Raw genomic sequence first — 12,548 nt, forward strand, 5'->3', positions numbered from 1 at the left:
ACGACGCCCTCAGGCTTCGTCGAGCAGATCGGGGCGGCGCTGCCGGGTGCGCTCGAGCGACTGCTCGCGCCGCCAGGCGGCGATCTTCCCATGGTCGCCGGAGAGCAGGATCGCGGGAGCCTCCCGCACCACCCCGGCCGGGTCCTCCCAGCGGGCGGGGCGGGTGTAGAGCGGGTACTCCAGCAGCCCGTCGGAGTGGGACTCCTCGACGAGGGACTCGGCGTTGCCGACCACGCCAGGGACGAGCCGCACGACGGCCTCGGTGATCGCGAGGACCGCGACCTCGCCGCCGTTGAGCACGTAGTCGCCGAGGGAGGCGAGGTGGACCTCGCAGCCGATGTCGGCGAGGTGCTCGTAGACCCGCTCGTCGATCCCCTCGTAGCGGCCGCAGGCGAGGACCAGCCATTCGCACTCGGACCATTCCTGGGCGGTGTCCTGGGCGAAGGGGGTGCCGGCGGGGTTGGGGAAGATGATCACCGGCTCGGTGTCGGCGCCGAGCGCCGCCTGCCCCTCGGCGCGCACGGCGGCGAAGGCCTCCGCCCACGGCTCGGGCTTCATCACCATGCCGGCACCGCCGCCGAGCGGGGTGTCGTCCACGGTGCGGTGGCGGTCGTGGGTCCAGCTGCGCAGGTCGTGGACGTGCAGGTCCACGAGCCCGTCGCGGCGCGCCTTGCCGATCAGGGAGAGGTCGAGCGGGGCGAGGTACTCGGGGAAGATGGTGAGGACGTCGATGCGCACGGCGGGCTCAGCGCTCCGTCCGGGCGGGGCCGGAGGTCTCCGGCTCGGGGCCCTGCTCGTCCTCGGGCAGCGCGTCGAACAGCCCGCCGGGCGGATCGGCGATGACGACGCCGGCCTCGAGGTCGACCTCGGGCACGAGCTGCTCGACCAGCGGAAGCTGCACGCGTCGCCGGTCGGGGGTGCGCACGACGAGGAGGTCCTGCGCCGGGTAGTGGTCCACGCCCGCGACGACGCCGAGCTCGCGCCCGTCGACGTGGCGGACGGCGAGGCCCTTGAGCTGCGCGGGATACCAGGCATCGGGATCCTCGGAGGCCTCCTCCTCGGCGTCGACCGCGATCTCGAGGTCCACCCCGCGCAGGGACTCGGCGTCGGTGCGGTCCGTGACCTCCTCGAAGCTCGCGTACCAGCGCTCCTGCTGGAGGCGGGTGCGGGCCACGGTGAGGGTGCGGGAGAGGCCGGCGACCTCGACCTGGAATGCGGTGCCGGGGCTCAGCCGCTCCTCGGGCTGGTCGGTGCGCAGGACGAGGGCGACCTCGCCGCGCAGGCCGTGGGCGCGGCCGATCGTCGCGACGATCACGTCGAGGGTGCTCATGCGTTGGCTCCGTTCGAGGGGGCGGGAAGGGCTGCGAGGTGGGCGGGAGAGCCGTCGGCCGGGTCGGAGGCATCTGCCCGGGCGGGCGCGTCCTCCGGGGCGGGGGCGCCGACGACGGCATCGCCTCCCTCCTCGGCGGGCGCCGGGGCGTGGTAGCCCTGCTCGGCGCAGGCGGTCGCGAGCTGGTCGAGCGGGTCCTGGAGCCCGTCGGACCAGGTGTCCCCGTCCAGGGCGTCGACGAAGGGGGCGCGGACCTGCTCGAGGGCGGTGCGCACGGCGTCGTCGTCCACGGCGGCGATCTGCGCGTCCAGCAGCTCGGCGGTCGCGCGGAGGTCGTCGGCGCGCCCGGAGGGGACCTCGCGCGGGGAGAGGCCGACGAGCTTGAACATGTTCGAGGTCAGGACGTTCGAGTTCGCGAAGTGGGTGAGTGTGCCGGGGGTGTCGAAGACGTCGGCGCAGACGAGGGCGGCGGGCTTGGCGCCGGCCTCCCCTCCCCCGGCGGCCCAGAGCGCCGCGACGGAGACGTCATGACAGCCGGCGGCGACGCCTTCGAACGCGTCGGCGAAGGCCTCGCGGTCGGACTCGGCGCCGCGCTCGGGCTGGGTGCGGAACCAGTCGGCCAGCTCCGTCGCGGCCGCCTGTGCGCCCTCGGGCGCGTCGGCGAAGAGGTCCTCGACGTCGTCGCCGGTCATGGCGTAGAAGCCGGGGTCGGAGGGGCCGACCTCCGGTGCGCTCCCGGCACGGTCCAGGACCTCGCGGGAGAGCGGGCCCGCATAGTCGGGGTCTCCCCAGAACCCGGTGCAGGCCGCGACGAGGGCGGGATCCGCGCTCGCCTCCTCGGACGCGGCCGACGGCGCCTCCGGCTCCTCACCGGGCCCCTCGTCCGTGCAGCCGCCGAGCGTGAGGGCGAGGGCGGCGAGCGCGGCGCCGGGGAGGGCGGCGCGGTGAGCGCGGCGACGACCCCCGGACGGCGAGGAGCGGCGCTGCCGGGACCTCTCGGTCCGCTCGGCAGCGCCGCTCCTCAGGATCCTGCGGGGCACCTCAGCGACGGTCGACGTCGACGATGTCGACCCGCACGTCGTCCTCGGAGAGGGCCGCGGTGACCGTGCGCAGGGCACGGGCGGTGCGGCCGGACCGGCCGATGACGCGTCCCAGGTCGGCGGCGCCGACCCGGACCTCGACCAGCGGGCCGCGACGGGTGGACTTCTCCGTGACGCGCACGGCGTCGGGGTCGTCGACGATGCCGCGGACCAGATGATCGAGCGCTTCGGCGCGGGCGCTCATCTCAGGCCTCGTCGGTCGCCGCGGCCTCGGCGTCCTCGGTGGTCTCGCCCTCGGCCGGAGCCTCCTCGGAGCCGGGGGCGACGTCCGCGGCCTCGGCCTGCTCGTCAGCCTTGGCCTTCTTCGCGCCCTCACGGGACTCGGTGGCGGCCTTGTCGGCCTCCGCGATCCGCTCCTCGGCGGTCTGCTTGGCCTCGGCGGTCTTCAGGGAGCCGGCGGCGTCGCCCTCGCCCTTGAACTTCGCCCAGTCGCCGGTGACCTTCAGCAGCGCGGCGACCTGCTCGGACGGCTGCGCGCCGACGCCCAGCCAGTACTGGGCGCGCTCGGAGTCGATCTCGATGACCGAGGGGTTCTCGGTGGGGTGGTACTTGCCGATCTCCTCGATCACGGCGCCGTCGCGCTTCTTGCGCGAATCGGCGACCACGACGCGGTAGAACGGTGCACGGATCTTGCCCATGCGCTTCAGACGGATCTTGACAGCCACGTGGGTGGACTCTCCTTCAGGGATGTTCGGGTGAGTCCCGCCGCAGCCTGTGGGGTGATGCGGGCGCTGACGGTTCTCGGGGTGTCGCTCCCGGGCGGGTAGAGGGCCGGCCCGGACGCATACAGCGCACGATTATGCCAGGGATCCCCTTCCCCGTTCCACCCCGCATCCTGTGCGGCGGGGCACAACGGCCCGAGGGGCAGGGACGACCTCGGCGCGCCGGGCAGACGGGTCCGTCGGCCTCAGCCGGAGAACGCCTCGATCAGCTGGTTCGCGCCGAGCACCACGAACAGCAGCGTCACCACGCCGAGGGCGATGTTCAGGATCGGTCCGTTGCGCCACTTCTCCGGCATGTGCCGGGAGTTCATCAGCACCAGCAGCGTGATCGCGAGGAAGGGCATGAAGAACGCGCCGAGGACACCGTAGGCGATGATCACCTGCACCGGCCGGCCGAGCAGGAGCAGCAGCATCGGCGGGAAGGTCAGCCACAGCACGTAGAAGCGGTAGTACTTCCCGCCGATCCTGCGGTCGGGATGCTCCTCGGCCTTGCCCCTCAGATGCCCCCAGAAGTCCGCGAACATCACCGAGACGCCGTTCCACACCCCGAGCACGGAGGAGAAGGACGAGGCCCAGAACCCGATCAGGAACATCCAGCTGAAGGCGGTGCCGTAGCGGGAGGCGAGCACCTCGGCGAGATCGAGCAGGCCCCGATCCCCCTCGTCGATCGCGATCGAGGAGGAGTACAGCAGCTCCGCGCCCACGACCAGCATGGCGATGACGAAGATGCCGGAGATGACGTACGCCATCGCGTTGTCGATCCGCATCACCCGCATCCAGCGCGGCGTGGACCAGCCCTTCTCCTTCAGCCAGTAGCCGTAGGCGGCCAGCGTGATCGTGCCGCCGACGCCTCCGGCGATGGACAGCGTGTAGACGAGCCCTCCCTCGGGGATGCGGGGCACGAGCCCGCCGAGCACTTTGCCGAGGTTCGGGAGGGTGACCACGGCGGCGCCCACGACGGTCAGGAACATCAGACCGACGAGCACCGCGACGATCTTCTCGAGCGCGTGGTAGCGCCCCACCCAGACGAGCCCCGCGCCGATCAGGCCCGAGAGGATCGCGTAGGCGATGAACGGCATATCCGCGATCCAGCCGACGTCCCCGAGCACGGGCAGCTGCGGGACGAGGGCCGCGAGCGGGAGGGCGGAGGCGCTCATCGCCGTCGCGCCGTACACGAAGCCCCAGACCATGATGTACGGACCGAAGTACCAGGAGGTCCATCGGCCCACGCGGCGCCAGCCCTCGAAGATCGAGTGGCCGGTGGCGAGGGTCCAGCGCCCCGCACCCTCGACCAGCACGATCTTGATGATCACGCCGGCGACCGCGGCCCACAGGAGCGCGTAGCCGTAGCGGGAGCCGGCGACCAGGGTCGCGACGAGGTCGCCGGCGCCGATGCCGGTCGCGGCGACGAGAAGGCCCGGGCCGACGACCTTCCAGCGCGGCGGGGCGCCCTCGGCGTCCTCGACGGCGGTGCCGGCCCCGGCGGGATCCTGCGGGACGTCGGACGGTCCGTCCGCGGCGAGGCCGGGGACGGGAGCGGAGGCGGAGCCGCGCGCAGCGCGTCGTCGGCCGGCGGGCTGCGATCCGGTGGGCTTCTCTGCGTCGTCGGAGTGCATTCCCGCACGATAACGGTCGTGTGTCCTGGATCACCGCGCGACGCGGTGGGGCGGCGCGAGGTCGTCCGCTCTGCCCGGTTCGGGTTCCGCGGCCGGTGCCGCTCGGACGATCAGCTCACGCGACCTGGCGACCGCCGAGCACCACGTGGCTGCGCTCGCGCAGGATCCGATGGTCCTCGCGCGGGTCGGCGGGGACGACGAGCAGGTCCGCCGGGGCGCCGTCCTCGAGCCCGGGGGCGCCGAGGAAGCGGCGCGGCGCCCAGGCCGCGGCCTCGAGGATCTCGGTCGCGGAGAGCCCGGCCGCGTCGAGCTCGTCGAGCTCGTCGTGGATGATGCCGTGGCCGAGCACTCCCCCGGAATCGGTGCCGACCAGCAGCTGCACCCCGGCGTCGTGGGCGTCGCGGGTGCGGTCGTAGCGGCCAGCGCGCAGGCGGCGCATGTGCGCGGCATAGGCGGGGAACTTCTTCTCGCCCTGGGAGGCGTAGGTCTCGAACGCGTCGATGTTCACGAGCGTGGAGACCACCGGGATGCCCGCCGCGGCGACCCGTCGGATCGTCTCGTCGGTGAGCCCGGTGGCGTGCTCGAGGCAGTCGAAGCCCGCGTCGAGGACGAGCGGGAGCGTCTCCTCGTCGAAGGTGTGGGTGGTGATCCGGGCGCCCGCGGCGTGGGCGGCGTCGGCCGCGGCGACGAAGTCCTGCGCCTCCCAGCACGGGGTCAGATCGCCGACGCCGCGGTCGATCCAGTCGCCGACGAGCTTGACCCAGCCGTCGCCGCGGCCGGCCTCGCGGGTGACGGCGGCGGGCAGGTCCTCGGGCTCGAGCTCGTCGGCGTAGCCGATCAGGTAGCGGCGGGTGCGGGCGAGATGGCGGCCGCAGCGGATCAGCCGCGGCAGGTCGTCCTGCTGCTGCAGCGGGGAGTTGTCGATGATCGAGCCGGCGTCGCGGATCAGCAGCACCCCGGAGTCGCGGTCGACGAGGGCCTGCTCGCGCGCCTCGGCCAGGGTGGTGCCCCCTCCCCCGTCGGCGATGCCGAGATGGCAGTGCAGGTCGGCGAGTCCGGGGAGCACGAAGCCGTCGATCTCGCGGACCTCCGCGCCGGCGGGCAGCTCGGGCTTCTCGTGGTGGATCCGGCCGCCGACGACCCAGGCCCCGTCGAGCTCCTCCTCGGCACCGAGCAGGATCGGTCCGCGCAGGTGGAGGATCGGTGCGGTGGTCTCGGCGACATCGGTGGAGCTCATGCCCGCGAGCCTATCGATCCGGCCGCGGCCGGGGCAGCGAAGGTGCTGCCCGGACCGTACGAGTCGGGCGGGCTCGTCGTCGTCTCGGTGGCCCAGGCGTGCTCGAGGCGGGCGAAGAGATCGGTCGGCTCGCGGAGGTCCTCCGAGTACACCCTGATGACCGTCCATCCTTCGGCGGTCAGGACGGCGCTCTTGCGGTGGTCGTGCCTTACTCGGTCGGGCGCCGTCAGGTGCTCAGCACCGTCGTATTCGATCGCGATGCGTCGTTCCGGATAGGCGAGGTCGATGTAGTAGATGATGCCGGTCGCGGGGTCGACGACCTCGTGGTTCATCACGGTGGCGGGCCGCCCGTACCGCCTCAGCAGAAGGTGCATCTGCGTCTCCCGCGGCGACCATACGCGCTCCCGAGACAGTGCGGCAGCCTCCCTGAGCTGCCTCGCCCCGCGACCGCGTGCCGCCTCGGCCTGCTCCCTCACTTCCGAGAGCGGGATGCGCCACGCAGTGCCGAAGCGGTCCGCGACCAGGGAGTCGATGGCGATGACGAGCTAGTCGAGCGTGAGGCGTCCGGCGATCTCCTGGAGCGCCGTCAGCGGTTCGACCATGGTGACCCCGTGGAGACGGATGGTCGGAGGCGGGGCGCAACGGTGGACGACGAGCGTCTCGGTGCGGCGTGGAGAGCTGCCCCCGCTGGTGTCCAGGTGCACGCGTGCTCCGCCCTCACGCCTCGCTCGCCGCGGCAGCCGGACCCCGAACAGCTCGGCCGCTGTCACCCCCGCGACGACCGACGGGCAGTCGAGCAGGTCCTGCGCCTCGAGGGCTACACGACGTAGGTCGGCCGGGTGATCGGTGCGTGTGTAACAGGTGGGGAGCACCCTGGTCATCGCGGGCGACGAGAGATGACGCCGGTGCATCCCGCGCTCGAGAAGCCACTCGCGTCGGTACACCTCACCTCGCTCGAGATCCTCCGGTCTCAGTCCCATGCCCCGGACCGTAGTCGTCACCGGATGACCGCCCCAGATCGGCTCCGGGCCTGGGGACGACGGCGCCGTGGGGAGGAACGGTCGGTCGGCCCACCGCGTGCTCGGTCGTCGGAGAACCCGCGGACACTGTCCGGAGCGTGGGCCGGCAGCGCGGATCTCCGCTCGGCTGTCGGCGCTCTCCGCACAGTTGATCGACACGAGGTACCAGATAAGTGGTACCGGACGTCCAACAACCCGGCTCGACCGGTACCGGACGTCGAACCACCCCACGCGGAGCAGAGCAATCCACCCACTCGGCCCACAAGCGGCTGTCCCGACCAGCAGATCGACGGGAAGTACCAGGAAAGTGGTACCTGGCGTCGATCAAGTCGGCCTGCTGCACACCCTCGCACGGAGCACGACACCGGAACGCCTGCATTGGCTCGTTGATCGACGGGAAGTACCAGAGAAGTGGTACCGGACGTCGAACAACCTGGCGGGACCGGTACCGGACGTCGAAGAACTCCCACGGGGCGGCGACGCGCGCGGGACTGGCGCGGCGCGAAACGGGTGCGGGTCGGCTACGTGCGCGGCGCGAAACGGGTGCGGGTCGGCTACGTGCGCGGCGTGAGGCGGCTACGTGCGCGGCGTGAGGCGGGTGCAGCGCGGCGCGGCGTGAGGCGGCGCGGGCGCGGCGCTCAGCGCCGCGGGGTCACTTGCCGCCGAGGAGCTTCTGCATCTCCGGCGGGAGCTGGCTGGGGTCGAAGCCGGACAGGTCCGGCTGACCGCCCTGCTTGGCGCCGCCGCCGAAGGCGGAGCCGCCCTGCCCGCCGCCCTCCGCGGCGCGCTTGGCGGCCTCGGCCTGCTCGCGCGCGGCCTTGGCGGGGTTCTTCGACTTCGACTTCTTGCCCTGGGGGCGCTGCGGGGCCTGCCGGCCGCGGGACTTCTTGCCCATGCCCATGCCGGGGCCGCCGGGCATCCCCGGCATGCCTCCGCCACCGCCGGACATGCCGCGGCCCATGGTGCGCATCATCTGCTGGGCCTGCTTGAACCGCTCGAGCAACTGGTTGATCTGCTGGACGGTGGTGCCGGAACCCCGGGCGATGCGGTTGCGGCGCGAGCCGTTGATGATCTTGGGGTCGTTGCGCTCCTCGGGCGTCATCGAGCGGATGATCGCCTCGATCCTGCCGATCTCGGACTCGTCGAAGTTGTCCAGCGCCTCACGGTACTGCCCCATGTTCGGCAGCATGCCGAGCATCTTCTTGATGCTGCCCATGTTCTTGAGCTGCTGCATCTGGTTCAGGAAGTCGTCGAGGGTGAAGTCCTCCCCCGAGGCGAGCTTCGCCGCGGTCTTCTCGGCCTCCTTCTGGTCGAAGGCCTTCTCCGCCTGCTCGATCAGGGTCATCACGTCGCCCATGTCGAGGATGCGGCCGGCCATGCGGTCCGGGTGGAAGCGCTCGAAGTCGTCGAGGCTCTCGCCGGTGGAGGCGAAGAGGATCGGGCGCTCGGTGACGCCGGTGATGGACAGCGCCGCGCCGCCGCGCGCGTCGCCGTCGAGCTTCGAGAGGACCACGCCGGTGAAGCCGACGCCGTCGCGGAACGCCTCGGCGACCCGGGCGGCGTCCTGGCCGATCATCGCGTCGACGACGAAGAGGGTCTCGTGAGGACCCACGGCATCGCGGATGTCCCGCGCCTGCTGCATCATCTCCTCGTCGATGCCGAGACGGCCGGCCGTGTCGACGATGACCACGTCATGCTGCTGGAACTGCGCGGTGGAGACGCCGTTCATCGCGACCAGGACCGGATCGCCCACGCCGTTGCCCGGCTCGGGGGCGAAGACGGGCACGCCCGCGCGCTCGCCGACGATCTGCAGCTGGTTCACGGCGTTGGGGCGCTGGAGGTCCGCGGCGACCAGCAGCGGCGTGTGACCCTCGGACTTCATCCACTGCGCGAGCTTGCCGGCGAGGGTCGTCTTGCCGGCGCCCTGGAGGCCGGCGAGCATGATGACCGTGGGCGGGTTCTTCGACCAGTTCAGCTCGCGGGCCTCACCGCCGAGGACCTGCACCAGCTCGTCGTTGACGATCTTGACGACCTGCTGGGCGGGGTTGAGCGCCTTGGAGACCTCCTCGCCGAGGGCGCGCTCGCGCACCGCGGCGGTGAAGGTGCGCACCACGGACACCGCGACGTCGGCGTCGAGCAGGGCTCGACGGATCTCGCGGATCGTCTTGTCGACGTCCGCCTCGCTGAGGCGGCCGTGGCCACGCAGGCCCTTGAGCGACTCTGTGATGCGGTCGGAGAGGTTGTTGAACACGAAGCGCTTCCCCTAGGTCGGTCGGACCGCACCAGTGTAGAGGCTGGGCCGCGCACTCCCGAGCCCTCCCCCGGCGCACGGTGAGCTAACCTGCACCGATGGCACGCGGGGGCGTCGGGACGGCGCACGGGATCACACTGCAGCAGCTGCGCTACTTCGTCGAGGTCGCCGCGGAGGGCTCGATCACCGCTGCGGCGGACCTGCTCCAGGTGTCTCAGCCGACGATGTCCGCCGCGATGAAGGACCTCGAGCGCCGGGTGGGACGCGTCCTGCTGCGCCGCTCCGTGCGCGGCGCGGCCCTCACCGAGGACGGCATCGAGTTCCTCGGCTACGCCCGGCAGGTGGTCGAGCAGGCCGAGTTGCTCGAGCACCGCTATCTGGGACGCCCGCCGGCCCGCCGCCTGCTGGCGGTCTCCGCGCAGCACTATTCCTTCGTGGTCGAGGCGTTCGTGCGGATGGTGAAGGCCTCGGAGGCGGCGGAGTACGCGTTCACGCTGCGCGAGACCCGCACCGCGGACATCATCGAGGACGTGCGGACACTGCGCAGCGAGCTCGGCGTCCTCTACCGCAGCGACTTCAACCGCAAGGTCATCGACAAGCTGCTGCGCGACTCCGAACTCGTCTTCACGCCGCTGTTCCTGGCGAGCCCGCACATCTTCGTCGCCCGCACGAACCCGCTGGCCTCGCGCCGACGGGTCACCCTCGAGGACCTCGAGGGCCTGCCCCGGCTCACCTTCGACCAGGGGACCGACAACTCCTTCTACTTCGCAGAGGAGATCCTCTCCACGCGCTCGGCCGCGCAGGACATCCGGGTCAGCGATCGGGCCACGATCTTCAATCTGATGATCGGGCTGGACGGCTACACGATCTCCACCGGGATCGTCTCCGACGACCTGGACCCGTCCATCGTGGCCGTGCCGCTCGAGGTGGACGAGCGCATCGAGATCGGCTGGATCGGGCATGCCTCCGCGCCGCTGACCGGTCAGGCGGAGCGGTTCGTCGCCGAGATGCGCGAGGTGGTCTCGAGCTTCGGGGTCGAGCCGCTGTCGTAGCGGTCGCTCCGCCGCCGGAGCCCCCAGACCGGGGCCGTCCCCGACGTGGCGACCGCCCCGACGCCGGGACCGATCCGCCACCATAGGCAGCACCTATGAAGAGCCCCCAAGTGTCGTGATGACACTATGGCGGGTGGTCCTGCGTACGCTCGCCCCCACCACGACGACCGGGGGCATGATGACGACCGACTTCTCCTTCAGCATCCGCACGACCCGCTTCGACGAGGACTACGTCCCCTCGAGCGGCTCGCGGATCACCACGAACTTCGCCAACCTCGCCCGCGGGGAGCATCGCCGCGAGAACCTCCGCCGCGCCCTGCGCATGATCGACGAGCGCGCGAACGAGCTCGCGGGCGGCGGGGACCGCTACGCCGTGGAGCTCGACATCGTCTCGGCGGATCTGCACCTGGGCGCAGGGGCGGAAGCCGCCGACGGCGGTGAGGGGCTCCCGCTGATCGAGATGCTCGACGTGCGGATCCTGGACCGCGCGACCGGCGAGCGCCTGCCGGGGATCACCGGGAACAACTTCTCCTCCTACGTGCGGGACCACGACTTCAGCGTGCGCCTGCCCGCCCATCAGCAGGCCGCGGGCGACGCGGGATCAGGCGGCGGCGTGCCGGAGGACTTCGGCGTGCTGCACGGCAGGCTCTTCCGCCGCTTCCTCTCCTCGGACGCCTATCGCGAGCGCTTCGCCGGCCCGCCCGTGGTCTGCATCAGCGTCTCCACCAGCCGGACCTATCGCCGCATCGGCGCGCCGCATCCGGTGCTCGGCGACGAGTACGAGGCCGACGGCTCCTCCCTCACCGATCTCTACTTCGCCCGGATGGGGCTGCAGGTGCGGTGCTTCAAGCCCCGCGGCGCCGTCGCCCCGCTGGCGTTCTACTTCGCGGGCGATCTGCTCGCCGATCACTCCGACCTGGCGCTCATCGGCACGATCGCCACGATGGAGACGTTCCAGCGGATCTATCGCCCCGAGATCTACAACGCCCGCGAGAGCGCCGGGGAGGTGTACCGGCCGAGCCTGGGCAGCACCGACCACGCGGACACGGGGATCGTGTACGACCGCGAGGAGCGCAGCCGTCTCGGCGTGACCCAGGGCAGGTTCATCCAGGAGCGGCTGATCGCGCCGCACCAGGAGCACCTCGAGCAGTGGCTGGCCGAGGAGGTCGTCCGATGAGCACCCTCCTTCCCACCTCGATCGTCGGAAGCCTCCCCAAGCCCTCGTGGCTCTCCGAGCCCGAGACGCTCTGGTCCCCCTGGCGCCTCGAGGGCGCGGAGCTGTACGAGGGAAGGCGCGATGCGCTGCACCTCGCCGCGGCCGAGCAGGCCGTGGCAGGCCTCGACGTGATCAGCGACGGGGAGCAGACCCGCCAGCACTTCGTCACCACCTTCATCGAGCATCTCAGCGGCGTCGACTTCGCACGTCGCGAGACGGTGCGCATCCGCGATCGCTACGACGCGAGCGTCCCGACGGTCGTCGGTCCGGTGCGTCGTGAGCGGCCGGTCTTCGTCGACGACGCGGCCTCCCTCCGCACGCGGACGGACAAGCCCCTCAAGTGGGCGCTGCCCGGCCCGATGACCATGATCGACACGCTGTACGACGCGCACTACGGCAGCCGCGAGGAGCTCGCCCGCGAGTTCGCTGCCCTCCTCAACCAGGAGGCGCGGGAGCTGGAGGCGGCGGGCGTGGACATCGTCCAGTTCGACGAGCCCGCCTTCAACGTCTTCTTCGACGACGTGCGGGGCTGGGGCGTGGAGGTCCTCGAGCGGGCGGCCGAGGGGCTGCGCGCCGAGACCGTCGTGCACATCTGCTACGGCTACGGCATCAAGGCCAACACCGACTGGAAGGCGAGCCTGGGCACGGAGTGGCGCCAGTACGAGGAGACTTTCCCGCTGCTGCGGGACTCGGTGATCGACACGGTCTCCCTCGAGAGCCGCGGCTCGCACGTCCCGATGGAGCTCGTCGAGCTGCTGCGCGGCAAGAAGGTGATGCTCGGCGCGATCGACGTCGCCGATCCGCGGGTCGAGACCCCCGAGGAGGTCGCCGACACCCTCCGCCGTGCCCTCGCCTTCGTGGACGCGGACAGGCTCTGCCCGAGCACGAACTGCGGCATGGCGCCGCTGTCCCGCACCGTCGCGCAGGGCAAGATGCGGGCGCTCGCCGCGGGGACGGCGCTGCTGCGCGCCGAGCTCGCGGCGAGCTGAGAACGCTCCGCCGAGG

Annotated in this window: 13 protein-coding genes; 3 read left to right on the plus strand and 10 right to left on the minus strand. The window is 71.8% G+C overall.

The features are described 5' to 3' along the window. Positions 1–9 precede the first annotated feature (9 nt). The 10 genes from trmD to ffh form a co-directional block, all read right to left on the minus strand. The gene (trmD, locus tag RBL05_RS05730) at positions 10–738 is read right to left on the minus strand and encodes a tRNA (guanosine(37)-N1)-methyltransferase TrmD (protein ID WP_308740297.1); all 729 of its coding nucleotides are present in this window, start codon (positions 736–738) and stop codon (positions 10–12) included. A 7-nt stretch (positions 739–745) separates the two neighbouring features. Further along, positions 746–1,330 carry a ribosome maturation factor RimM gene (gene rimM, locus RBL05_RS05735; protein WP_308740296.1) on the minus strand — a complete coding sequence of 195 codons (585 nt, stop codon included), beginning with the start codon at positions 1,328–1,330 and terminating at the stop codon, positions 746–748. Further along, entirely contained in the window at positions 1,327–2,370 is a 1,044-nt protein-coding gene (locus RBL05_RS05740; RefSeq protein ID WP_318604147.1) for a hypothetical protein, read from the minus strand. Before RBL05_RS05740 ends, rimM begins: the two co-directional genes overlap by 4 nt. A 1-nt stretch (position 2,371) precedes the next feature. After that, positions 2,372–2,614 (minus strand): RNA-binding protein, encoded by a 243-nt coding sequence (locus RBL05_RS05745; protein WP_308740293.1) that lies wholly within the window; start codon positions 2,612–2,614, stop codon positions 2,372–2,374. 1 nt (position 2,615) lies between these two features. Further along, positions 2,616–3,095, minus strand: coding sequence for a 30S ribosomal protein S16 (gene rpsP, locus RBL05_RS05750; RefSeq protein ID WP_263310656.1), 480 nt, complete (start codon positions 3,093–3,095; stop codon positions 2,616–2,618). Between the two features lie 242 nt (positions 3,096–3,337). Beyond that, positions 3,338–4,768 (minus strand): Nramp family divalent metal transporter, encoded by a 1,431-nt coding sequence (locus RBL05_RS05755; RefSeq protein ID WP_308740292.1) that lies wholly within the window; start codon positions 4,766–4,768, stop codon positions 3,338–3,340. 115 nt (positions 4,769–4,883) lie between these two features. Continuing rightward, the gene (locus RBL05_RS05760; RefSeq protein WP_308740291.1) at positions 4,884–6,005 is read right to left on the minus strand and encodes an amidohydrolase family protein; all 1,122 of its coding nucleotides are present in this window, start codon (positions 6,003–6,005) and stop codon (positions 4,884–4,886) included. Next, a complete protein-coding gene (locus tag RBL05_RS05765) occupies positions 6,002–6,379 on the minus strand; it encodes an endonuclease domain-containing protein (RefSeq protein WP_308740290.1) in 378 nt (125 codons plus the stop codon). The genes RBL05_RS05760 and RBL05_RS05765 overlap by 4 nt, the downstream gene beginning before the upstream one ends. A 171-nt stretch (positions 6,380–6,550) precedes the next feature. Continuing rightward, a complete protein-coding gene (locus RBL05_RS05770) occupies positions 6,551–6,985 on the minus strand; it encodes a hypothetical protein (protein WP_308740289.1) in 435 nt (144 codons plus the stop codon). A 691-nt stretch (positions 6,986–7,676) separates the two neighbouring features. Further along, positions 7,677–9,275, minus strand: a complete 1,599-nt coding sequence (gene ffh, locus RBL05_RS05775) for a signal recognition particle protein (protein ID WP_308740288.1) — start codon at positions 9,273–9,275, stop codon at positions 7,677–7,679. A 98-nt stretch (positions 9,276–9,373) separates the two neighbouring features. Between ffh and RBL05_RS05780 the strand changes: the two genes are divergently transcribed. The 3 genes from RBL05_RS05780 (at position 9,374) to RBL05_RS05790 (ending at position 12,532) form a co-directional block, all read left to right on the plus strand. Then, entirely contained in the window at positions 9,374–10,327 is a 954-nt protein-coding gene (locus RBL05_RS05780) for a LysR family transcriptional regulator (protein ID WP_259881724.1), read from the plus strand. Between the two features lie 178 nt (positions 10,328–10,505). Further along, on the plus strand, positions 10,506–11,504 hold the full coding sequence (locus RBL05_RS05785) for a putative oxygenase MesX (protein ID WP_308741121.1): 999 nt from the start codon (positions 10,506–10,508) through the stop codon (positions 11,502–11,504). Next, a complete protein-coding gene (locus RBL05_RS05790) occupies positions 11,501–12,532 on the plus strand; it encodes a methionine synthase (RefSeq protein WP_308740287.1) in 1,032 nt (343 codons plus the stop codon). Before RBL05_RS05785 ends, RBL05_RS05790 begins: the two co-directional genes overlap by 4 nt. Positions 12,533–12,548 lie beyond the last annotated feature (16 nt).

The sequence above is a fragment of the Brachybacterium sp. GU-2 genome, from assembly GCF_030866705.2.
In the GTDB taxonomy this organism is placed as follows: domain Bacteria; phylum Actinomycetota; class Actinomycetes; order Actinomycetales; family Dermabacteraceae; genus Brachybacterium; species Brachybacterium conglomeratum.